A 21,119-nucleotide genomic window follows, 5' to 3' on the forward strand; every position below is an offset into this window, starting at 1 on the left:
AGTGTCCCAGGCCCCCGCCCGCGTCACCGCGGTCGACACCCACGACATCCGTTTCCCCACCTCGCGCGAGCTGGACGGCTCCGACGCGATGAACCCGGACCCCGACTACTCGGCGGCCTACGTCGTGCTGCGCACCGACGCCGCCTACGGGCACGAGGGACACGGGTTCGTGTTCACCATCGGGCGGGGCAACGACGTCCAGGTCGCCGCGATCGACGCGCTGCGGGACCATGTGCTGGGCCGGGACGTCGCGGAACTGTGCGCCGACCCGGGCTCGCTCCTGCGCGACCTGATCGGCGACAGCCAGCTGCGCTGGCTCGGCCCCGAGAAGGGCGTGATGCACATGGCGATCGGGGCCGTCGTCAACGCCGTCTGGGACCTCGCCGCCCGGCGGGCCGGCAAGCCGCTGTGGCAGCTCCTCGCGGATGCCGAACCCGAGTGGCTGGTCGGGCAGATCGACTTCCGCTACATCGCGGACGCGCTCACCCCCGCCGAGGCCCTCGACCTGCTGCGGCGGGGCAGACAGGGTGCCGCCGAACGCCGGGCCCGGCTGCTGGAGCGCGGCTACCCCGCCTACACCACCTCCCCGGGCTGGCTCGGCTACGACGACGACAAGCTCGGCCGGCTCGCCGCGCAGGCCGTCGCCGACGGGTTCACCCAGATCAAGCTGAAGGTCGGCGCCGACCTCGACGACGACATCCGGCGCTGCCGGGTCGCCCGCGCGGCCGTCGGCCCCGGCATCCGCCTGGCCGTCGACGCCAACCAGCGCTGGAACGTGGACGAGGCGATCCGCTGGACCCGGGCCCTCGCCGAGTTCGGCCCGTACTGGATCGAGGAGCCCACCAGCCCCGACGACGTCCTCGGCCATGCCGCGATCCGCCGCGCCGTGGCCCCGGTCAAGGTCGCCACCGGCGAACACGTGCACAACCGGATCATGTTCAAGCAGCTCCTCCAGGCCGGCGCCCTCGACATCGTCCAGATCGACGCCGCCCGCGTCGCCGGTGTGAACGAGAACCTCGCCGTCCTGCTGCTCGCCGCCAGGTTCGGCGTCCCGGTCTGCCCGCACGCGGGCGGCGTCGGCCTGTGCGAACTCGTCCAGCACCTCTCGATGTTCGACTACCTGGCCGTCTCGGGCACCACCGAGGACCGGGTCATCGAGTACGTCGACCACCTCCACGAGCACTTCGTCACCCCGGTCGTCCTCCGCGCCGGCCACTACTCGGCGCCCACCGCGCCCGGCTTCTCCGCCGCCCTGCGCCCGGAGTCCCTCGCGCGGTACACCTTCCCCGGCGGCACCTACTGGGCCGCCGACCCCGACACCCAGAAGGGACAGGCCGCATGAGCGACTTCGAGGGCCTGAGGGCCCTGGTCACCGGCGGCACGTCCGGCATCGGCCGGGCCACCGCCGACCTCCTCGCCGCCCGCGGAGCCCGGGTCGCCGTCCTCGACCTGGATCCGGCGGACATCGACAAGCCGCTCCTCGCCTACCGCGCCGACGTCACCGACGACACCTCCGTACGGGCGGCCGTCGAGCAGGCCGTCCAGGACCTCGGCGGCCTGGACATCCTCGTCAACAACGCCGGTATCGGCGCCCAGGGCACGGTCGAGGACAACGACGACGCCGAGTGGCGCCATGTCTTCGACGTCAATGTCCTCGGCATGGTCCGCGCCGCCCGCGCTGCCCTCCCGCACCTGCGCCGCTCGGACCGCGCGGCGATCGTCAACACCTGCTCCATAGCGGCGACGGCCGGGCTGCCCCAACGCGCCCTGTACAGCGCGACCAAGGGCGCCGTGTACTCCCTGACCCTCGCCATGGCCGCCGACCACGTCCGCGAGGGCATCCGCGTCAACTGCGTCAACCCCGGCACGGTCGACACCCCGTGGATCGGCCGGCTGCTGGAAGCGGCCCCTGACCCGGCCGCCGAACGCGCCGCGCTGGAGGCCCGCCAGCCCACCGGCCGGCTGGTCTCGGCCGCCGAAGTGGCGGGCGCCATCGCCTACTTGGCGGGCCCCCTGTCCGGTGCCACCACCGGCACCGCCCTCGCCGTCGACGGCGGCATGCAGGGCCTCAGGCTGCGGCCGGCGGTCCGGTGAGGAGGCTCGGCCGCAGCGGCGTCCAGGTCACCCCGCTCGGCTTCGGCGCCGCGACGCTCGGCAACCTCTTCACGCCGCTGGACGACGAGCAGGCCAAGGAGGCGGTGCGGGCCGCCTGGCAGCGCGGTATCAGGTACTTCGACACGGCCCCGCACTACGGCCTCGGCCTGTCCGAACGCCGGCTCGGCGCGGCCCTGCGACAGTACGACCGCGCCGACTACACGGTCTCCACCAAGGTCGGCCGCCGTCTCGACCCCGCCGACGGCACCGGCGACGACCTGGCGAGCGGCTTCGCCGTACCCGCAAGCCACCGGCGCGTGTGGGACTTCAGCGCCGACGGTGTCCGCCGCACCCTGGAGGCGAGCCTTGCCCGCCTCGGCCTGGACCGCGTCGACGTCGTCTATCTGCACGACCCCGACGACCACGCCGAGCAGGCCTTCCGCGAGGGCTACCCGGCCCTGGAGAAGCTGCGCGCCGAAGGTGTCGTCGGCGCGATCGGCGCGGGCATGAACCAGGCCGGGATGCTCACCCGGTTCGTCCGCGACACCGATGTGGACGTGGTCCTGTGCGCCGGCCGCTACACCCTGCTGGACCGCAGCGCCGGGACCGAGCTGCTGCCCGCGGCCGCCGGGCGCGGGGTGTCGGTGGTCCTCGGCGGCGTCTTCAACTCGGGGCTGCTGGCCGATCCGAAGCCCGAGTCGACGTACAACTACACCCGTGCGCCACAGGAGTTGCTGGAGCGCGCCCTGCGCATGAAGGCGGTCGCCGAGCGGCACGGCATCACCCTGCGCGCCGCCGCCCTGGCCTTCGCCGCCGCCCACCCGGCCGTCGCCTGCGTCCTGCCAGGCCTTCGTTCCGCACCCGAAGTCCACGACTGCGCCGACCAGTTCGCGATCCCGGTCCCGGCGCAGTTCTGGCAAGAGCTGCGGGAGTCCGGACTGCTGCCCCGAGAGGAGGACCCGTCATGAGGGTCGCCCTGCACACCAAGGTCCGCGCCGACCGCATCGCCGCCTACGAGGCCGCGCACCGGGAGGTCCCGAAGGAACTCACCGCCGCCATCCGCGCCGCCGGCGCCACCTCCTGGGCCATCTGGCGATGGGGGTCCCCCCGCGCGAGCGCAGCCGAGCGTGGGGGAGGCATCGACCTGTTCCATCTGCTGGAGTGCGCGGACTACGCCCGTCTGCTCGCCGAACTGGAGCAGCTTCCGGTCAACGTGGTCTGGCAGGCCCGCATGGCCGACCTGCTCGACGTCGTCCACGACTACTCGCGTGCCGGCGCGGACGCCGGGCTGCCCGTCGTCTGGGAGCTGCCGTGACCGTCGACGCCCACCACCACGTCTGGGACCTCTCGGTCAGGGACCAGGACTGGATCCCCGAACACAGCCCGCTCAGGCGCGACTTCACCCTCGCCGACCTCGCGCCCGAGGCGAGGGCGGCGGGGGTCACCCGCACCGTCCTGGTGCAGACGGTCACCGTGCCCGAGGAGACCCCCGAGTTCCTGGCCCTGGCCGACGCCCACGACCTGGTCGCGGGTGTCGTCGGCTGGACCGACCTGACCCGCCCCGACATCGCCGAGGAACTGGCCAGGCTGCGCGAACTCCCCGGCGGCGCCTTCCTGAAGGGCATCCGGCACCAGGTGCAGGGCGAGCCGGACCCGGAGTGGCTGCTGCGCCCGGACGTGCACCGGGGCCTCGCCGCGATCGCAGAGGCCGGGCTCGTCTACGACCTCCTCGTCCTGCCCCACCAGCTCCCGGCCTCCGCGCAGGCGGCCCGATCCCTCCCCCAACTCACCTTCGTCCTAGACCACTTGGCCAAGCCCCCCATCGCCTCAGGCCACCTGGAACCCTGGGCCGCCGGCCTCCGCGCCCTCGCCGCGCTGCCCAACACCTGCTGCAAGCTCTCCGGCCTGGTCACGGAGGCCGACCCCGTCTCCTGGACCGCGGGCGACCTGCGCCCGTACGCCGATGTCGCGCTGGAGGCCTTCGGGCCGGACCGCCTGATGTTCGGCTCCGACTGGCCGGTGTGCACCCTGGCAGCCACATATGTCGAAGTGCGCGACACCGCAGGCGAGTTGACCGCCGACCTCGGTGCGGCGGAGCGTACGGCCGTGTACGAGACCACCGCCACCCGCGTCTACGACCTCTGAACCACCCCGGCCAGCCTGGTCGGCGGCATGTACTCGCGCACATACGACCGCTCCCAGCACGCGCCCGTCTCCCGCAGCTCCCGCCAGGTGGTGTAGCGGTAGCGGAAGAGGCGGGCCCGGACGTAGCGGGGCGGGGCGTCCGGCGGGAAGGGGGAGTGGCGCAGCAGGCGCAGCGTGGCGCGGTCGTTCTCCAGCAGGCGTTCCACCAAGCCGCCGAACCAGTCGCCGGCATAGGCCGGGGACAGCGCCGCGAACCACATCAGCCAGTCCAGACGCAGATGGTACGGGGCGAACTGGCGCGGCCAGTGCCGGGTGTCCCCGGGCTTGCCCCGGAACTCGTACTCCCGCCAGTCCGAGTCCTCGCGCGGTAGGTCGTCCAGCGTGCCCTCGACCACCACCTCGTAGCGGACCCGGCTGACGCTGCCGAACGCGCCGTAGGTGTTCACCAGGTGCAGGGGGTCGAAGGAGCGGTTCATGATCTGGCGGCGGGAGATCATGTTCGTCACCGGGTGGTAGCTCAGGCAGGCCAGGAGTGCGGCGACCGCCAGCACCAGGACCTCGTACCACAGCGGCGCCGCCGGCACGGACGGCGCGGACCCGGGAAGCCGCAGCGCGGACAGGGCCAGCACGATGGCGATCCAGTTCAGCCAGGAGAAGTTCCCGGACAGCACCAGCCAGAGCTGGGTGACGATCATCAGCGCGGCGGCGGCCGAGGCGATCGGCTGCGGGGTGAACAGCAGCACCGGCACCACGAGTTGGGTGACATGGTTGGCGGCCACCTCGACCCGGTGCAGCGGCTTCGGCAGATGGTGGAAGAACCAGCTCAGCGGGCCCGGCATGGGCTGTGTCTCGTGGTGGTAGTACAGGCAGGTCAGCTTCCGCCAGCACGCGTCGCCCCGCAGCTTGATCAGCCCCGCCCCGAACTCCACCCGGAACAGGATCCAGCGCAGCAGGAACAGGACGACGACCGGCGGCGCCACCTCGTCGTTGCCGAGGAACGCGGCCAGGAAGCCCGTCTCCAGCAGCAGCGACTCCCAGCCGAACGCGTACCACGTCTGGCCCACGTTGACGACCGACAGATACAGCGCCCACGGCACCAGCCACAGCAGGATCCCGGCCCACAGCGGCAGCAGGGAGTCCGCGCCCGCCAGCAGCGCCGCCGACACCGCGCAGCCGGCCCAGGCGCAGAGCGCGAAGAACCGGTCGGAGTAGTGCAGATGGAACAGGCTCGGGGCCCGCTTGAAGGGTATCCGCGCCACGAAGCGGGGGATCGGCAGCATGCCGCGCTCGCCGAGCAGCGCCCGGAACTGCACGGCCGCCGTCAGGAACGCGACCAGGTACAAGGCGGCCAGAGCCCGCTGGAAGACCAGCCGGCTCAGCCAGTAGTCGGGAGCGGTGAACCAGTTCACCTGTGCGCCCTTCGTCGTGGCCACAGCGCCGGGATCACCTTCATCATGGACTGCCCCCGAGTTGCCAGCCAAACGGGCGCAATGCACACAATAGGGTGAAGTCACCCACAGTGATGCGGAGTGTACGGTGCGGATACCCACCGGTTCCATCGCCCTCGTCTGCGCCCTCTCGGTGGCGCTCCTCGTCGCCGGCTGCGCCCGCCCCGGCGTCAAGGAGGCCCGGATGGGCGAGGAGGTCTACCTCCTGCCCGCCACCGCGCAGGGCCCCGACCCCTTCACCGGCTCCATGGTCACCGCGACCACCGCGACCACCGCGCGGACGGCGCCCGGCACCGGCAGCGCCGATCCCACCGCGCCCCCGCGCACCGGCACCGCCGATCCCGCCGCCCGTGTGACACCGGGCGCCGGTGCCACGGGACCGCCCATCGCCGCCTCCTCCCGGCCGGCCCTGCCCGCCGCACTGGTCGTCGCGCCCCTGCGGACGATGCGCGTCCTGTCCGGCGCGACCCCCGGCCTCTACAGCGGCACCGCACGCGTCGCCGGCTGTGACGTCGAGCGGCAGATCGGCCGTCTGACGGCGGACCGGGGCAGGGCCGCGGCCTTCGCCCGCGCGGCCGGCGTCCCCGGCAGCGGCCTGCCCGGCTATCTGCACGGTCTGACCCCGGTCGCGCTGCGCGCCGACACCCGGGTCACCGGCCACGGCTACCGCGGCGGGGAGGCGGTCGGCTACCAGGCCGTGCTCCAGGCCGGCACCGCCGTCCTGGTCGACAACCGGGGCGTGCCCCGGGTGCGCTGTGCCTGCGGCAATCCGCTGGCATCGCCCGAGCCGACCAGCGGCGGCTTCGGCGCCCGGGGCAGCGCCTGGTCCGGCTACCGCCCGGGCCAGGTGATCGCGGTGACACCGGCGCCGCGCGCCGTCACCAGCATCACCATCGTCAACGTCGAGACCCGCACCTGGATCGAACGCCGGATCGGTCACGACGTACGCGACGACCAGGTCGTACCGGCGCCCGCCTGGGTCACCACCGCGCCCGACGACGCCCCGGTCCCGCGGGATTCGGCCTCCGCGGGCACCGCCACCCCGACGGCACCGGGCCGGCCCGCCGGGCCAAGCCCCCCGGCCCCCGCCGCGACCGCCCCCTGGCCCTCGCCGTCCCTCGACCTCACCCGGGACACCCCCGACCCACCGGACACGCCCTACGGGATCGGCCCGCCCGACACCCCCGACCTGCCCGACATCGGCGGACTGATCCCGGACGGCATACCGTACGCCCGGTGAGGCGGCACCGGGGTCGGCGGCCAGGGAGACGACACCCCGGACGAGCGGTGGGACGGCGCCCCGCCGCACGCCCGGAATCCCACTGAACGATCAGGTCGAAGAATCCCGTGAATCCTGGCAAGGTGGGCCCATGGCAGATCGGGGAGCGAGTGCCACGTCACTCCCGGAGGACTGGCCCGCCCACCCGGACCCGATCCTGGCGCTCAACCGCATGGGCACCTTCGACTGGGACCTGGACACGGGCCTGTTCCACATGGACGCCCAGGCGCACCAGGTGTTCGACCTGCTGCCCGAGGAGTACGACGGACGCCCCGAGTCCCTGATCGTCCGGGTGCCGCGGCCCGAGGCGGCGCGGCTGGACGCGGTGGTGGCCCGGGCCATCAAGGACGGCCGCGAGAACTACGGCGCCTACTTCCGTATCCGCCGCCGCGACGGCACCTCGCGCTGGACCCACACCCAGGGCTACATCCGCCGGGACGACACCGGCCGCCCGCGCCGGGTCGTCGGCATCCTCCGCGATGCCACCGAGGAACTCGCCGACAGCGAGGCACGCAGCCTGCGGGCCGCCCAGGACGAGGCGTTCCGCCAGCAGACCAACGTCGTCCAGGCCGTCTCCGCCTCCCTCGCCCACGCCCGCAACGTCCAGGAGGTCATCGCCGCCCTCAAGGACACCCACGGCATCCGCCATCTCGGGGCGGCCAGCCTGGTGATGGGCCTGGTCGAGGCCGGCCGGATCCGGCTCGTCGCCGAGGGACCGGCCTACGCCTCCGTGCCCGGCACCCGGATCACCCGCATCGACGAGCCGTACCCGATGAGCGAGGTGGTCCGCACCCTCCTTCCGCGCTTCATCGAGTCCCCCGAGGAGTTCGCCGAGGGCTACCCGATCCTCTGGCCGCACCTCACCGACCTGCACATCACCTCGGCCGCCTATCTGCCGCTGATCGCCCAGGCCCGCCCGATCGGCGCGATGGGACTGCTGTACAGCGACCGGCGCGGCTTCTCCACCGAGGAACGCGCCGTTCTCATCGCGCTCGGCAGCAGCATCGCGCAGAGCCTGCAGCGGGCCATGCTCTACGAGCAGGAGAAAGACCTCGCCCAGAGCCTCCAGCAGGCCATGCTGCCCCGCACCATCCCCAGTGTCCGCGGCGCCGACATAGCCGTCCGCTACCGCGCCGCCACGGCCGGCGGCACCCTCGGCCGGGACATCGGCGGCGACTGGTACGACCTGATCCCGCTGCCCGGCGGCCGGGTCGGCGCGGTCATCGGCGACGTACAGGGCCATGACACACACGCCGCGGCCGTCATGGGCCAGCTGCGGATCGTGCTGCGCGCCTACGCCGCCGAGGGCCACACCCCGGCCACCGTGATGGCCCGCGCCTCCGTCTTCCTGCACGAACTCGACACCGACCGCTTCGCCACCTGCCTGTACGCCGAGGCCGACCTGTCCACCGGAGTCGTACAGGCGGTCCGCGCCGGGCACATCGACCCGCTGATCCGGTACGGCGACGGCAGCTGCTGCCGGGTCCCGGTCGAGGGCGGGCTGCCGCTCGGCCTGTCCGCAGAGTTCAGCCGGCTGGAATACCCCGTCTCCACCCTCGAACTGGACCCCGGCCACACCCTGCTGCTGTGCACCGACGGGCTGGTCGAACAGCCCGGCGCCGACCTCGACGACGGCATGCGCCGCCTCACGGCACTCGTCGCGGACGGCCCCGAGGACGTGCGCGGGCTCGCCGACCGGCTGATCCAGCTCGCCGAGGAGCGGGGCGGCGACGACGACGTGGCGCTGCTCCTGCTGCATCGCCGCGCCCCGGAGGCCCAGCGGGCCGGCGGCCGGCTGCAGCAGCACGTGGCCCCCGGCGACCCGGAGGCCCTCACCCACGCCCGGCACATGATCCGCGCCGCGGTCCGCTCCTGGGGCGCCGGTGAGCGCGCCGACGAGATCGAGCTGGTCGCCGACGAGCTGATCACCAACGCGCTGATGCACACCGAGGGCTCGGCGATCGTGACCCTGCGGGCGCTCGACGACGGCGACCTCAGGCTGCGGATCGAGGTCGAGGACTCCTCCAGCGCCCTGCCGCGCCGCCGTGAGGCGGGCGAGGACGGCGTGTCCGGCCGCGGTCTGCTCCTCGTGGAGCGGCTCGCCGACGGCTGGGGCGTGGAGGCGCGCGGCGGCGGCAAGGCGGTGTGGTGCGAGTTCCGCCTGGACGGCTGACAGGACCTGCCCGGTCTTGTCAGTGCCCGGTGGCACTCTGGACGTATGCCGGAACTGCCCGAGGTGGAAGCGCTGAAGGACTTTCTCACCGAGCACCTGGTCGGCCTCCGGGTGGCGCGGGTGCTGCCGGTCGCCGTCAGCGTCCTGAAGACGTACGACCCGCCCGTCACCGCCTTCGAGGGCGGCCGGGTGACCGCCGTGCGGCGGCACGGCAAGTTCCTGGACCTGGCGGCGGACAGCGGGCTGCATCTGGTGACCCACCTGGCCCGCGCCGGCTGGCTGCAGTGGAAGGACCGGCTGCCGGACGGCCCGCCCAAGCCGGGCAGGGGCCCGCTCGCGCTGCGCGTGGCGCTGGAGACCGGCGAGGGCTTCGACCTCACCGAGGCCGGCACCCAAAAGCGCCTCGCGGTGTACGTCGTCAGCGATCCGCGGCAGGTCGAGGGCATCGCCCGCCTCGGCCCGGACCCGCTCGCCGCCGACTTCGACGAGGAGCGCTTCGCCGCGCTGCTGGGGGACGAGAGACGTCAGCTGAAGGGCGCGCTGCGCGACCAGTCCCTGATCGCGGGCGTCGGCAACGCCTACAGCGACGAGATCCTGCACGCCGCGAAGATGTCCCCGTTCAAGCTCGCCGCCTCCCTGACCCCGGAGGAGACCCACCGGCTCTACGCGGCGCTGCGCACCACGCTCACCGAGGCGGTCGACCGCTCCCGCGGGGTGGCCGCCGGACGGCTGAAGGCCGAGAAGAAGAGCGGCCTGCGCGTGCACGGCCGCACCGGCGAACCCTGCCCGGTGTGCGGCGACACCATCCGGGAGGTCTCCTTCAGCGACTCCTCGCTGCAGTACTGCCCGACCTGCCAGACGGGCGGCAAGCCCCTGGCGGACCGCAGGCTGTCCCGGCTGCTGAAGTGAGTCCCCGCCGATGTCACCGCGGCGCCTCGACGGACACCAGCCGCTGTCCGTCCGTGGTGCGCACCTCGTAGCGGTCGATCTGGTCGCGGTGCATCGTGGAGGATCCGAGCGCGGTGAAGGAGCTGGTGCCGTGGCCGGTTTCGGTCCAGGTGCCGGCGATCTGCTCGGAGCCGTCGCGGCCCACCACGACGAGGCGGCAGCTGTGCGGGCCGGTGGCGTCCTTCACCCGTAGCAGCAGCCGGCTGCCGCTGTCCCCGTCGTCGGCCGTGACCTCGGCCCACACCCCGGTCCTCGGATCCGTCGCCGCGGTGACGTGCGCGGCCGGCTCCGCACGGCCGGCGAAGGCCACGATCCCCGGACCGGCGACGGCCAGCACCACCGAGGCGGCCAGGCCGTACAGAAAGCGCCGGCGGCGCACCCGCTGCCGGCGCACGACCTCGCCGAGCAGCCGGTCCAGCAGCCGGGGACCGGGCTGGGCCATGGGGTGCACAAAGCGCGGCGTGGCCCGGCGATACAGCATCAACTGCCGTGCGGCCGGCCCGAATTCGGTCACGTGTGCCGCGCACTGAGGGCACTCCATGAGGTGGTCCTCGAAGCGGAAGGCCTCCGCCTCGTCCAGCACGCCGAGCGCGTACGCGCCGACGTCGCGATGCCTTTCCAGGGACCTCATGCCGAATCCTCGTGCCGATGGGTGCGGGTGGGGTTACTCCGTGCACCCATCCGTACGCAGCCGACAGCCGAATCACTCAAGCCACCCGCAGAATCCCGGGGAGATTCGGAGCGACCCGGCCCGCGGATTGGTCCGATTCCGAGAAAACTCAGAAAAGATGGATCGCCAGGTGTCCGAGCGGCAGTCCGAGCCGCCAGGCCGGTGTCCATACCTTCGGCCCGTCGTCCTCGCCGGCCGGCACACCGCCGCCCGGCACCGCGTCCAGGTCCGGCGCGAGCAGCTCGGTCTCCTCCAGCCAGCGCCAGGCGTCCGCCGCGAGGGCCAGGTCGGGGGAGCGGGTGCCGGACCGCTCGGCCGCGTCGGCCAGCTCGGCCATGCGCTCGCGCACCCAGTCCTGCCACGGCTGGTCGTAGGCGGTCAGCGACAGCCAGTGCTCCAGCTGGGAGATCACCCGGATGCCGGACAGCTCCCCGTCGGTGTCGGACAGGAAGACGGTGAGCGCCAGGGCGTCCCGGCCGGCCCGGAACTCGAAGGACGTCGGCGGCATCAGATCGCCGGTGCGCAGCAGCTCGTCGGCGATGTACTCGGCGTACAACCAGGCCATGGGGACGGCCAGTTCTCCGCCGCCGGTGCCGTCCGTGCTCTCGTGCCCTCTGTGCAGCATCCCTTCCTGCCCTTCCTCCGGTACGTGCGCGTCGCCCGAATTCCCGGGCCCGGCCCCCGCCCGGAACGCGGATGAGGACAGCCCATTGCCCGAACGGGGGCCACAGCAAGGCGCTTTGCGAAGGCTTTGCTCCGGAGCCGGTTTCAGTGCAGGTCGGCCGCATACCCCGGAAGGACCCGGCGCAGTGCGCGCAGCGCGTAGAACGCGCGGGACTTCACGGTACCGGGTGGCACGCCCAGGGTCTGCGCCGCTTCCGCCACACTGGCCCCGAGGAAATACACGAGTACTAAGACGTCACGGTGTTCCGGAGTGAGTGTCTTCACAGCCTCCCGGACATCGAGCATCGCGGCGGCCCGTTCGGCATGATCGGCGGCCACGCGCGCGGTCTCCGGGATCTCGTCGCCGGTCTCCGGGGGCCGGGCCAGCCGGGCCCGCCGGGCGTCGATCGCGAGCCGCCGGGCGACCGTCAGCAGCCAGGGCCGTACGGAGTCGAAGTCCTCGGCGTGCAGCGCCTCGGGATGCTGCCAGGCGCGCACCAGGGTCTCCTGTACGAGGTCCTCGGCGCGCTGCCGGTCTCCGTCGCACAGCCTGAGCAGCAGGGTGAAGAGCGGTCCGCCGTGCTCGCGCTGGAGCGCGGCCAGGTCGTGTTCGGCGGTCGTCGTCCGCTGGGTCGGTGTCACGGTCCCGTGGATGAGTGAGGTTCCGGCCGTCATGGCCGTATGGCAGCACAGGGCGCGGCCGGCGAACAGACCGCGCGCACGACACCGTACGGGCTAATCGCAGCGGGCAAGCTGTTTATCTTATGAGTCGGATTCGTACCCATATGCCCGAGGTGGCATTGTCGGTAAATACGACATACCTGGGGTGAGCTGATGATCGGACGCAGACAACACATGGCCCTGGCCCTCACCGCCGTCCTCACGGCCGCGGCGGCCTGCCAGAACCATGGGCGGGAGGAGGCCGGGCACGCGGCCCCGTCCGGGTCCCGCTCCCGCGGCTTCACCCTCGTCGCCACCGGAGATGTCCTGCCGCACACCTCCGTCATCGACCGGGCGGCCTACGACTCCGGCGAGGGCGGCTACGACTTCCGGCCCATGCTCTCCGGTGTCCAACCGGTCATCGCCGGCGCCGATCTGGCGCTGTGTCATATGGAGACCGTCTACGGCGCCCAGGGCGAGTACTCCGGCTATCCCGCCTTCAAGTCGCCGCCGCAGATCGCCCAGGGCCTCGTCGCGACCGGCTACGACGGCTGTTCCACCGCCTCCAACCACGCCCTGGACGACGGCGTCGAAGGCATCCGCCGCACCCTGGACGCCATGGACCAGGCCGGCCTCGGGCACGCCGGCACCGCCCGCAGCGAGGCCGAGTCCCGCTCGGTCACCATCCTGAAGGCCGGCCCCGCCAAGGTCGCGCATCTCGCCTACACCTTCGGCACCAACGGCACCCCGCTGCCCTTGGCCCAGCCCTGGGCCGTGCACCTCATCGACGAGCGGCGGATGATCGCCGACGCCCGCGCCGCCCGGGAGGCCGGCGCCGACGTGGTCGTGGTCTCGGTGCACTGGGGCACCGAATGGCAGGACGCGCCCGACGGGCTGCAGCTCGGTCTCGCCCAGCGGCTCACCGCCGCCACCACCGACGGCCGCCCGGACATCGACCTGATCCTCGGCACCCACGCCCATGTCCCGCAGGCGTACGAGAAGGTCAACGGCACCTGGGTCATCTACGGCATGGGCGACCAGATCGCCGGCCAGATGTACAACGGCCAGGGCGTCCGTGACCCGCGCGGCAACGAGTCCACCATCGGGCGCTTCACCTTCGCCCCGCCCGTCCGGCCGGGCGCCCGCTGGCAGGTCACCAAGGCCGAGTTCATCCCGCAGCTGTACGACCTCGACGTCGGCCGCGTGGTGGACGTGAACCGGGCGATCGACGACGGCGCCGATCTGGAGGGGGTGCGCGACCGCATCCGGGACGTGGTGCTCAGCCGCGGCGCCGCCAAGGACGGCCTGGTCATGGGCGAGTGAACGACCGCAGGCCGGCGGCGATCAGCCGCCGGGCCGCTCCGCGGCCAGCGCCGAGCGCCGGTAGGAGTAGCCGAAGTAGATCACGCACCCGACCACGAACCACACCGCGAACCGCACCCAGGTCTGCCACTGCAGAAACGTGATCAGCCAGATCGAGAAGACCACACCCAGCGCGGGCACCATGGGCATCCCCGGCGTCCGGAAGGTGCGCGGCAGCTCCGGCTGCCGGTAGCGCAGCACGATCACCGCCGTGCACACCACCACGAACGCCAGCAGGATGCCGATGTTGGTCAGCTCGGCCGCCGAGCCGATCGGCACGAACCCGGCGATGGCGGCCGAGCCCGCCCCGACGATCCAGGTCACCCGGGTCGGCACATGGCGCGTCGGATGCGTCTTGGCGAACCACTTCGGCAGCAGACCGTCGCGGGACATGGAGAACCACACCCGGGTCACACCCAGCATGAACGTGAACATCACCGTGAGGATGCCGATGATCGCGCCCACCGCGATCACATCCGCGAGGCCGCTCAGCCCGACCGACTTGAACGCCGTCGAGAAGCCGCTCTCCTTGTTGATGTGCCGGTAGTTCTGCATACCGGTCAGCACCAGACAGGCCGCCACGTACAGCACCATCGAGATCGCCAGCGAGTAGATGATCGCCTTCGGCATGTGCCGCTGGGCGTCCTTCGACTCCTCGGCCGCCGTCGACATGGCGTCGTAGCCGAACACCGCGAAGAACACGGTCGCCGCGCCGGTGAAGGCGCCGCCGACGCCGTACGGGAAGAACGGGTGGTAGTTCGCCGTGTCGATGTGGAACACGCCGACCCCGATCACCACCAGCACCACCAGCACCTTCAGTGCCACCACGACGGTCTCGAAGCGGGCCGCGCTGCGGATGCCCAGGTTGAGCAGCCAGGCGATCAGCAGACACAGCACGGCCGCGAACAGATCGACCCGGTGCCCGTCCCCGGTGCCCGGCGCGCCCAGCATCCAGTGCGGCAGGTTCGCGCCCATCTCCCCGACCAGGAAACCGAAGTAGCCCGAGATGCCGATCGCCACCACCGCCACGATCGCGGTGTACTCCAGCAGCAGGTCCCAGCCGATGAACCAGCCCGCGAACTCGCCGAGCACCGCATAGCCGTAGGTGTACGCCGACCCCGCCTTCGGGATCAGCCCGGCGAACTCGGCGTACGACAGCGCCGCACAGGCGCTCGCCACACCGGCGATCAGGAACGACACCAGCACCGCGGGTCCGGCCGTGCCGTTGGCGACCGTTCCGGCCAGCGTGAAGATGCCGGCGCCGATGATGCCGCCCACGCCGATCGCGGTGAGCTGCCACAGCCCGAGGGACCGGTCGAGCCGGGTGCCCTCGCCGACCTCGGTCTCCTCGATGTGCTCGATGGGTTTGCGGCGGAGAATCCCCTCACCCGCGCGGAGCTTGGCCATGCGCCTCACCTCTTCGCCGACGGCAACGGCTGACGGCGGATCATGATGGCTCAGGGGCGGCTCGCAGGGAAGACGCCACGCACGGCCCAGGCCGGTGTCCAGGTGCGGGAGGAGGGCCGGGCCGGCGGCCGCGCGGTGAGATGGGCGCGCAGTGCGGCGAGCCCCGGATGCGCGTCCGCCGCGCGCCAGACCAGGGAGTGCGGGTAGACCGGCGTCGGGTCGGTGACCGGGATGCGCCGCAGATCGTCCCCGGCGGGCCGGGAGAGCCGGGTCTGCTCGCAGACGAAGGTGGCGAGCGAGGCGGAGCCGGCGACCGCGTCGAGCAGCGGCTCCCCGTCGAAGTCGGGGACGACCGAGTCGATGGCCAGCCCGAACTCGGCGGCGAGGGTCGTGTAGTACGCGGCCCACTCGGTGCCGTCCACGAGGCCCGGCAGCCAGATCCGGTGCCCGGCCAGCTGCGCCGGCGTCACCGACCGGGCCCCGGCGAGCGGGTGCCGCGCTCCGGTGAGCAGCTGCACCGGCTCGTCCAGCACCCGGACGGACCGCAGCCCCTCGGGAAGCCGCGTGGTGACCGCGCGGATGGTCGCGTCGATGGTGCCCGCGCGCACGGCGGCCACGGCCGTGTCCGCGTCGAAGAGCGTCACGACGTCGAGAGCCGTGCCGGGCTGTGCCTCGTGGAAGGAGCGCAGCAGGACCGCCGGGGCCAGCCTGGCACCGATCACGTCGACGCGCAGCGCGCGCCGTCCCGGCCGCACCGAGGCCAGGGCCCGCTCCTCGGCCGTCAGCAGCTCGCGCGCGTGCGGCAGGAACGCCTGCCCGTCGACGGTCGGCTCCGCCCCGCGCGCGGTCCGGGTGAACAGCCGCACCCCGAGGTCCCGCTCCAAGGCCGCGATCCGCTTGGAGACGGCCTGCTGGGTGATGCCGAGGACGGCCGAGGCCTCCTGGAACTGCCCGGTGTCCACCACGGTCACGAAGGTGCGCACGGCCTTGAGATCCACGCGCACAGGCTACGCGTACAACCAATGGTTGTGGCTGCTGTCCCGCCGGTTGTTTGATTCCGGCCCGGCCCGCTGGCTTTCATGTCCGGGGTCAACGGGAGGTTGTACGTGAAACTGGGTCGGCGGTTCGGGTGGCTGTGGGTCGCCTATGCGGTGAGTGCGCTGGGCACCTATCTCGCCTTCGACGCGTTCTCGGTGATCGCGGTCCTCGCGCTGCACGCCGGGCCGGCCGAGGTGGCGCTGCTCGCGGCGACCGGGCCCGCGGTGGGCGCCGTGGCGGCGATACCGCTCGGGCCCTGGGTGGAGTTCCGGAGCAAGCGGCCGGTGATGGCGGCGATGGACCTGGTCCGCTGCGCCGCCCTGCTCACCATCCCCGCCGCCTACGCGCTCGGCGGGCTCGGCCTCGGGCAGCTGCTGCTCGTGTCGGTGATCGTCGCGGCGGCCGACATCACCTTCGGCGCTGCCTCCGGCGCCTTCCTGAAGACGCTCGTACCGGCCGACCGGCTGCTCACCGCGAACTCCCGGTTCGAGTCCACGAACTGGACCGCCCTGGTCCTCGGACCGCCCCTCGGCGGCGCCGCGATCGGCCTGTTCGGCCCGGTCACCACGGTCATGGCGAACGCGGTCAGCTTTCTGCTGTCGGCGCTCGGCATCCGGGCCGTCGGCGGCGGCGAGCCGCGCCCCGAGCGCACCGGCGCCGCGCGCCTGCGCGCCGCCGACCTGCTCGACGGCTGGCGGCACATCCTGACCAGCCCGGCCCTGCGGCCGCTGTTCTTCAACAACCTCGCGGCCAACGCCCTGATCATGGTCGCCATGCCGCCGCTGGCCGTCCTCATGCTCGGCCGGCTCGGCTTCGCCCCCTGGCAGTACGGCCTCGCCTTCGCCGTGCCCTGCCTCGGCGGCCTCCTCGGCTCCCGGATCGCGCCCCCGCTCGTCGCCCGGTACGGGCAGCGGCGGGTACTGCGCGCCGCGGCCACCCTGCGGGCCGTCTGGCCCCTCGGGCTGGCCTTCGTCCAGCCCGGGCTGCCTGGGCTGGTGCTGGTGATGGCCCTGGAGTTCGGGGTGATCACCTGCTCGGGCGTCTACAGCCCGGTGTACGCCACCCGCCGCCTTGAGTGCACCCCGAACGACCGGGTCGCCCGCACCCTGTCCGCCTGGTCGATCACCGGCAAGGCCACCACGGCCGCGCTGACCGCCCTGTGGGGCCCGCTGGCGAGCCTCACCGGCCCACGCGCCGCCATCGCCCTGGCCGGCGTCCTGCTGCTGGCGACACCGCCCCTGCTGCTGCGGGAATCCCGGGAGGCTACGGCACCACTGTCACCGGCCAGCGTCCCGCCTTCACCAGCCGGACCGCCACCGAGCCGATGATCCGGTGCCCGGCCTGCTCCGAGGCGCCGACGACGACCGCGTCCGCCTTCAGCTCGTCGGCCGCCTTCACCAGGCCGGTGTAGGGGTCGCCGCGGAAGGTGTGGAACTCCCAGCGCACCTCGAATATCCCCTTGACCCGCTCGGCCGCCTCCCGGATGTAGGCGACCAGGTCCTCGGCGATCTCGTCGGTCGTCTCCGCCACCGGCGCCCCGAGCGCCGCCCCGGCCGCCAGCACCGGCTGCACGTACACCACGGCCAGCAGCGCGTGCTGCCGCCGGGCGAGCCCGCCCGCGTACGCCGCGGCGCGCAGCGAGGAGTCGGAGCCGTCCACCCCGACCATGACGACCTTCGGCCCGTCCGTGCCCCGCTCGAAGTGATGCGCATCCGAGGGCGAGTGCGAGTGCTGTTCCGTCACGGCCGTGAGGCTATCGGAATCACCGGTTCCCGGGGCGACGCGGGGCCGTCCGGCCGCCGGACCGGTGCGCCGCGGCATCCTCTCGACGGGCGAGCCGCGCGCCCCCTTCCTACAGTCGACATCATGACCGCCAGCGTGGAGCCCGTCGCACGGAGGGACCCCACCGCCCCGACAAGCCCGCCCGCCGGCGGGCGGCTCGGCTGGGTGCCCGAGGCCTTCGCGACGTTCTTCGCCGCGCTCGGCCTGCTGTGCGCCCTGCTCGCGCTCATCGAGCCGCTGCGGCGCCTGCTCCGCCCGGTCGCCCACATCCTCGACACGCTGCTCGTACCCGTCAGCGCCAACCTGGCGTACGCCGTCTTCCTGTTCCTGCTGGCCGGGGCCACCGCCGCCCGCAAGAAGGTCGCCTGGTGGCTGGTCGTCGTCTACCTCGGCCTGCTCGTCCTCACCGACGCGCTCGGCGTGGGCCTGCGCCAGTACGCCCAGTCGGTGCCGTCCCTCGTGCTGTGCGCCCTGCTGCTGCTCCTGCTCGTCGTGGCCCGCAAGCAGTTCTACGCCGCCTCCCGCCGCGGCGCCCTGTGGCGGGCCCTCGGCGTGCTGGTCGCCGGACTCGCCGTGGCCATCCTGCTGGGCTGGGGCCTGGTCATGCTCTTCCCTGGCACACTGCCGGCGAACCAGCACCTGGCCTGGGCGGCCGACCGGGTGTGCGGCGGGCTGGTCTCGGGCAGCTCCTTCTCCGGCCGCCCGCCCCGCCAGGTCACCTTCGTGCTCGGACTGCTCGGCGCCCTCGCCCTGCTCAACGCGGCCGCCGCGCTCTTCCGTTCCCAGCGCCTGGAGGCCGCCCTGCACGGCGACGAGGAGGCCCGCATCCGCCTCCTCCTCAGGGCCTACGGCGAACGGGACTCCCTCGGCTACTTCGCCACCCGCCGCGACAAGGCCGTCGTCTTCTCACCCAGCGGGAAGGCCGCCGTCACCTACCGCGTCGAGGCCGGCGTCTGCCTCGCCAGCGGCGACCCCGTCGGCGACCCCGAGGCCTGGCCGCACGCCATCGCCGCCTGGCTGGACCTCGCCCGCCGCTACGCCTGGGCGCCCGCCGTGATGGGCGCCTCCGAGGACGGCGCCCGCGCCTTCGCCCGCGCCGGACTCGGCGCCCTCCAGCTCGGCGACGAGGCGATCGTGCCCGTGGCCTCCTTCGACCTGGACGGCCGCGACATGCGGGTGACCCGGCAGGCCGTGCACCGCGTCCGCCGCACCGGCGCCACCTGCCGCATCCGCCGCCACGCCACCCTCACCGAACACGAGATGGAGGAGATCGTCGACAAGGCCGACGCCTGGCGCGACACCGAGACCGAACGCGGCTTCTCCATGGCCCTGGACCGGCTCGGCGACCCCGCCGACGGCCACTGCCTGCTGGTGGAGGCGCTCGGCGAGGACGGCCGGCTCCTCGCGCTGCTCTCCTTCGTGCCCTGGGGACGCGACGGCGTCTCGCTGGACCTGATGCGCCGTGACCGCGCCGCCCCCAACGGCGTCATGGAGTTCATGGTCGCCGAACTCTGCGCCGCCGCCCCCAAGCTGGGCGTACGCCGGATCTCGCTGAACTTCGCCGTCTTCCGGTCCGTCTTCGAGGAGGGCGCCCGCATCGGCGCCGGACCCGTCCTCAGGCTCTGGCGCCGGTTCCTGCTGTTCTTCTCCCGCTGGTGGCAGCTGGAGGCCCTCTACCGCTCCAACGCCAAATACCACCCGGAGTGGTACCCGCGGTTCATCTGCTACGGCGAGACCGGCGCCCTCGCCCGCATCGGCCTCGCCTCCGGTATCGCCGAAGGCTTCGTCTCCGTACCGTCGTTGCGCAAACTCTGGGGAAAGGGGCACCCGAAGACCGGGCAGCGGCCCGCCACCGCCCACGGGCTGCCGCCCCTGACGGCGCTCGGCCTCGACGGAGGGGACCGGGCCGGGCCCGCCGCCCCGGACGCGGGCCTGCCCGACCAGGTCCGCGTCCGGCACCACAAGCTCGACACCCTGCGTGCCACCGGCACCGACCCCTACCCGGTCGGCGTACCCGCCCCCACCCACGCGCTCGCCGACGTGCCCCCCGGCGCGGACGTCACCGTGGCCGGACGGCTCATGCTGGTCCGCGACTTCGGCGGCATCGTCTTCGCCGCGCTGCGCGACTGGTCCGGCGACCACCAGATCGCCCTCACCCGCGACCGCTCCGGCCCCGCCCTCGACCGCTTCACCGCCGGATGCGACATCGGCGACCAGATCACCGCCACCGGCCGCACCGGCCTCAGCGACAAGGGCGAACCCACCGTGTTCGTCACCTCCTGGCAGCTCGCCGGCAAATGCCTGCGCCCGCTGCCCGACAAACGCCGCGGCCTGACCGACCCCGAGGCGAAGGTCCGCCGCCGCTATCTCGACCTCGCCACCAGCCCCGCCGCCCGCGCCGTGATCCGGGCCCGCTCCGCCGCCGTACAGGCACTGCGCCAGGGACTGCTGGACCGCGGCTTCGTGGAGGTCGAGACCCCGATGCTGCAGCAGATCCACGGCGGCGCCAACGCCCGCCCCTTCACCACCCACATCAACGCCTACGACCTCGACATGTATCTGCGCATCGCCCCCGAGCTGTATCTGAAGCGGTTGTGCGTCGGCGGCCTGGAGAAGGTCTTCGAACTGGGCCGCACCTTCCGCAACGAGGGCGTCTCCTACAAGCACAACCCCGAGTTCACGATGCTGGAGGCCTACCAGGCGTACGCCGACTACGACGTCATGCTCGACCTCACCCGCGAGCTGATCCAGGGCGCGGCGACCGCCGCCTTCGGCTCCCCGGTGGCCCGTAAGGACGGCCAGGAGTACGACATCTCCGGGCAGTGGCCGGTCAAGACGGTGTACGGCGCGCTCTCCGAGGCGGTGGGGGAGGAGATCGGCCCCGGCACCGAGCTGCTGCGGCTGCACCGGCTGTGCGACCGGACCGGGGTGCCGTACACCGCCGACGACGGGCCCGGGGACATCGTCCTGGAGATGTACGAGCGGCTCCTCGAGGAACGCACCGGGTTCCCCACCTTCTACAAGGACTTCCCCACCGACGTCTCCCCGCTGACCCGGCAGCACCGCGCCGACCCGCGGCTCGCCGAACGCTGGGACCTCGTCGCCTTCGGCACCGAACTCGGCACCGCCTACTCCGAGTTGACCGACCCCGTGGAACAGCGCCGGCGGCTCACCGAGCAGTCCCTGCTGGCCGCCGGCGGCGATCCCGAGGCGATGGAACTGGACGAGGACTTCCTCCAGGCCCTGGAGTACGCCATGCCCCCGACCGGCGGCCTCGGCATCGGCGTCGACCGGCTCGTGATGTTCCTCACCGGCCTGACGATCCGGGAGACCCTGCCGTTCCCGCTGGTGCGCCGCCGCTGAGGCCCGGGCCGCCGCCTGCGCACTCGGCCGTCCGGGTGCTTTCCTGCCGCCGCACCGGTGTAGTTGTAGTGCGCCGGTGTCTGGTGG

At 72.9% G+C, this 21,119-nt stretch carries 18 protein-coding genes; 11 read left to right on the forward strand and 7 right to left on the reverse strand.

All coding sequences use genetic code 11. The annotated features are described in order from the left end of the window. Position 1: 1 nt before the first annotated feature. From AB0L75_RS32935 to AB0L75_RS32955, 5 genes are read left to right on the forward strand one after another with little or no spacing between them, the layout of a single operon-like run. A complete protein-coding gene (locus AB0L75_RS32935) occupies positions 2-1,342 on the forward strand; it encodes an L-fuconate dehydratase (protein ID WP_365188425.1) in 1,341 nt (446 codons plus the stop codon). Beyond that, positions 1,339-2,094 (forward strand): SDR family oxidoreductase, encoded by a 756-nt coding sequence (locus tag AB0L75_RS32940; RefSeq protein ID WP_365188427.1) that lies wholly within the window; start codon positions 1,339-1,341, stop codon positions 2,092-2,094. Before AB0L75_RS32935 ends, AB0L75_RS32940 begins: the two co-directional genes overlap by 4 nt. Next, positions 2,091-3,062 (forward strand): aldo/keto reductase, encoded by a 972-nt coding sequence (locus AB0L75_RS32945; RefSeq protein WP_365188429.1) that lies wholly within the window; start codon positions 2,091-2,093, stop codon positions 3,060-3,062. The genes AB0L75_RS32940 and AB0L75_RS32945 overlap by 4 nt, the downstream gene beginning before the upstream one ends. Beyond that, positions 3,059-3,409 carry an L-rhamnose mutarotase gene (locus AB0L75_RS32950; RefSeq protein ID WP_365188431.1) on the forward strand — a complete coding sequence of 117 codons (351 nt, stop codon included), beginning with the start codon at positions 3,059-3,061 and terminating at the stop codon, positions 3,407-3,409. The genes AB0L75_RS32945 and AB0L75_RS32950 overlap by 4 nt, the downstream gene beginning before the upstream one ends. Further along, a complete protein-coding gene (locus tag AB0L75_RS32955) occupies positions 3,406-4,239 on the forward strand; it encodes an amidohydrolase family protein (protein ID WP_365188434.1) in 834 nt (277 codons plus the stop codon). Before AB0L75_RS32950 ends, AB0L75_RS32955 begins: the two co-directional genes overlap by 4 nt. Here the strand turns inward: AB0L75_RS32955 and AB0L75_RS32960 are convergent. Beyond that, positions 4,227-5,648, reverse strand: a complete 1,422-nt coding sequence (locus tag AB0L75_RS32960; RefSeq protein ID WP_365188572.1) for a lipase maturation factor family protein — start codon at positions 5,646-5,648, stop codon at positions 4,227-4,229. The genes AB0L75_RS32955 and AB0L75_RS32960 overlap by 13 nt on opposite strands. 127 nt (positions 5,649-5,775) lie before the next feature. On the opposite strand from AB0L75_RS32960, the gene AB0L75_RS32965 reads away from it, so the two are divergent. The 3 genes from AB0L75_RS32965 (at position 5,776) to AB0L75_RS32975 (ending at position 10,048) form a co-directional block, all read left to right on the forward strand. Further along, positions 5,776-6,927 carry a DUF6777 domain-containing protein gene (locus AB0L75_RS32965; protein ID WP_365188437.1) on the forward strand — a complete coding sequence of 384 codons (1,152 nt, stop codon included), beginning with the start codon at positions 5,776-5,778 and terminating at the stop codon, positions 6,925-6,927. Between the two features lie 130 nt (positions 6,928-7,057). Further along, complete coding sequence (locus AB0L75_RS32970; RefSeq protein WP_365188439.1) at positions 7,058-9,139, forward strand: SpoIIE family protein phosphatase; 2,082 nt, start codon at positions 7,058-7,060, stop codon at positions 9,137-9,139. A gap of 45 nt (positions 9,140-9,184) precedes the next feature. Further along, positions 9,185-10,048: a DNA-formamidopyrimidine glycosylase family protein gene (locus tag AB0L75_RS32975; protein ID WP_365188440.1), complete on the forward strand. Its 864-nt coding sequence runs from the start codon at positions 9,185-9,187 to the stop codon at positions 10,046-10,048. Between the two features lie 13 nt (positions 10,049-10,061). Here AB0L75_RS32975 and AB0L75_RS32980 read toward each other — a convergent pair whose 3' ends face one another. The 3 genes from AB0L75_RS32980 to AB0L75_RS32990 form a co-directional block, all read right to left on the reverse strand. Further along, a complete protein-coding gene (locus AB0L75_RS32980) occupies positions 10,062-10,718 on the reverse strand; it encodes a zf-HC2 domain-containing protein (protein WP_365188443.1) in 657 nt (218 codons plus the stop codon). Between the two features lie 148 nt (positions 10,719-10,866). Next, positions 10,867-11,382, reverse strand: coding sequence for a hypothetical protein (locus AB0L75_RS32985; RefSeq protein WP_365188445.1), 516 nt, complete (start codon positions 11,380-11,382; stop codon positions 10,867-10,869). A gap of 143 nt (positions 11,383-11,525) precedes the next feature. Beyond that, positions 11,526-12,095 carry a sigma-70 family RNA polymerase sigma factor gene (locus AB0L75_RS32990; protein WP_365188447.1) on the reverse strand — a complete coding sequence of 190 codons (570 nt, stop codon included), beginning with the start codon at positions 12,093-12,095 and terminating at the stop codon, positions 11,526-11,528. Between the two features lie 159 nt (positions 12,096-12,254). On the opposite strand from AB0L75_RS32990, the gene AB0L75_RS32995 reads away from it, so the two are divergent. Further along, on the forward strand, positions 12,255-13,403 hold the full coding sequence (locus AB0L75_RS32995) for a CapA family protein (protein ID WP_365188450.1): 1,149 nt from the start codon (positions 12,255-12,257) through the stop codon (positions 13,401-13,403). 21 nt (positions 13,404-13,424) lie between these two features. Here the strand turns inward: AB0L75_RS32995 and AB0L75_RS33000 are convergent, their stop codons facing one another. Both AB0L75_RS33000 and AB0L75_RS33005 read right to left on the reverse strand, forming a co-directional pair. Next, positions 13,425-14,849: an amino acid permease gene (locus tag AB0L75_RS33000; protein WP_365188452.1), complete on the reverse strand. Its 1,425-nt coding sequence runs from the start codon at positions 14,847-14,849 to the stop codon at positions 13,425-13,427. A 50-nt stretch (positions 14,850-14,899) separates the two neighbouring features. Continuing rightward, positions 14,900-15,847, reverse strand: a complete 948-nt coding sequence (locus AB0L75_RS33005) for a LysR family transcriptional regulator (RefSeq protein WP_365188455.1) — start codon at positions 15,845-15,847, stop codon at positions 14,900-14,902. Positions 15,848-15,928: 81 nt separating this feature from the next. On the opposite strand from AB0L75_RS33005, the gene AB0L75_RS33010 reads away from it, so the two are divergent. Then, positions 15,929-17,215 (forward strand): MFS transporter, encoded by a 1,287-nt coding sequence (locus AB0L75_RS33010; protein WP_365188457.1) that lies wholly within the window; start codon positions 15,929-15,931, stop codon positions 17,213-17,215. Here AB0L75_RS33010 and AB0L75_RS33015 read toward each other — a convergent pair. After that, on the reverse strand, positions 17,151-17,555 hold the full coding sequence (locus AB0L75_RS33015) for a universal stress protein (protein WP_365188575.1): 405 nt from the start codon (positions 17,553-17,555) through the stop codon (positions 17,151-17,153). The two genes, AB0L75_RS33010 and AB0L75_RS33015, sit on opposite strands and share 65 nt — an antisense overlap. A gap of 198 nt (positions 17,556-17,753) precedes the next feature. Between AB0L75_RS33015 and lysX the strand changes: the two genes are divergently transcribed. Next, positions 17,754-21,032, forward strand: a complete 3,279-nt coding sequence (gene lysX / locus AB0L75_RS33020; RefSeq protein WP_365188460.1) for a bifunctional lysylphosphatidylglycerol synthetase/lysine--tRNA ligase LysX — start codon at positions 17,754-17,756, stop codon at positions 21,030-21,032. Positions 21,033-21,119 lie beyond the last annotated feature (87 nt).

This window comes from Streptomyces sp. NPDC052101 (assembly GCF_040680235.1).
In the GTDB taxonomy this organism is placed as follows: Bacteria; Actinomycetota; Actinomycetes; order Streptomycetales; family Streptomycetaceae; genus Streptomyces.

Excerpts from the sequence above, each read along its gene's own strand:
- AB0L75_RS32950 (WP_365188431.1), top strand. The coding sequence starts at position 3,059 with ATGAGGGTCGCCCTGCACACCAAGGTCCGCGCCGACCGCATCGCCGCC.
- AB0L75_RS32980 (WP_365188443.1), bottom strand. The coding sequence starts at position 10,718 with ATGAGGTCCCTGGAAAGGCATCGCGACGTCGGCGCGTACGCGCTCGGC.
- AB0L75_RS32995 (WP_365188450.1), top strand. The coding sequence starts at position 12,255 with ATGATCGGACGCAGACAACACATGGCCCTGGCCCTCACCGCCGTCCTC.
- AB0L75_RS32940 (WP_365188427.1), top strand. The coding sequence starts at position 1,339 with ATGAGCGACTTCGAGGGCCTGAGGGCCCTGGTCACCGGCGGCACGTCC.
- AB0L75_RS32970 (WP_365188439.1), top strand. The coding sequence starts at position 7,058 with ATGGCAGATCGGGGAGCGAGTGCCACGTCACTCCCGGAGGACTGGCCC.
- lysX (WP_365188460.1), top strand. The coding sequence starts at position 17,754 with ATGACCGCCAGCGTGGAGCCCGTCGCACGGAGGGACCCCACCGCCCCG.
- AB0L75_RS32990 (WP_365188447.1), bottom strand. The coding sequence starts at position 12,095 with ATGACGGCCGGAACCTCACTCATCCACGGGACCGTGACACCGACCCAG.
- AB0L75_RS32975 (WP_365188440.1), top strand. The coding sequence starts at position 9,185 with ATGCCGGAACTGCCCGAGGTGGAAGCGCTGAAGGACTTTCTCACCGAG.
- AB0L75_RS33010 (WP_365188457.1), top strand. The coding sequence starts at position 15,929 with ATGTCCGGGGTCAACGGGAGGTTGTACGTGAAACTGGGTCGGCGGTTC.
- AB0L75_RS33015 (WP_365188575.1), bottom strand. The coding sequence starts at position 17,555 with ATGGTCGGGGTGGACGGCTCCGACTCCTCGCTGCGCGCCGCGGCGTAC.
- AB0L75_RS33000 (WP_365188452.1), bottom strand. The coding sequence starts at position 14,849 with ATGGCCAAGCTCCGCGCGGGTGAGGGGATTCTCCGCCGCAAACCCATC.
- AB0L75_RS32985 (WP_365188445.1), bottom strand. The coding sequence starts at position 11,382 with ATGCTGCACAGAGGGCACGAGAGCACGGACGGCACCGGCGGCGGAGAA.